General features: G+C 45.3%; 1 protein-coding gene. It reads left to right on the plus strand.

The window, feature by feature from the left end; all coding sequences use genetic code 11:
- The coding region (locus IEX97_RS14080) for a PTS transporter subunit EIIC (protein WP_373289470.1) at positions 1-245 on the plus strand (245 nt) is incomplete at both ends.

Consider the following 245-nt stretch of genomic DNA (forward strand, 5'->3'; position numbering starts at 1 on the left):
GTCAGCTGCTCTGACTTCATTCCTAACAGGTATTACTGAGCCAATCGAATTCTCATTCCTATTCGTTGCTCCTGTTCTATACGGTATCCACGCTCTACTAGCTGGTTCTGCATACATCGTTGCTAACACTCTAGGCTTTGTACACGGTACATCTTTCTCTCACGGTCTGATCGACTTCCTAGTTCTATCTGGTAACGCTCAGAAGATGGGTCTGATGATCGCTGTTGGTCTAGTTTACGCAGTAA

The sequence above is a fragment of the Paenalicyclobacillus cellulosilyticus genome (assembly GCF_014647315.1).
Classification (GTDB): Bacteria; Bacillota; Bacilli; order Alicyclobacillales; family Alicyclobacillaceae; genus Alicyclobacillus_J; species Alicyclobacillus_J cellulosilyticus.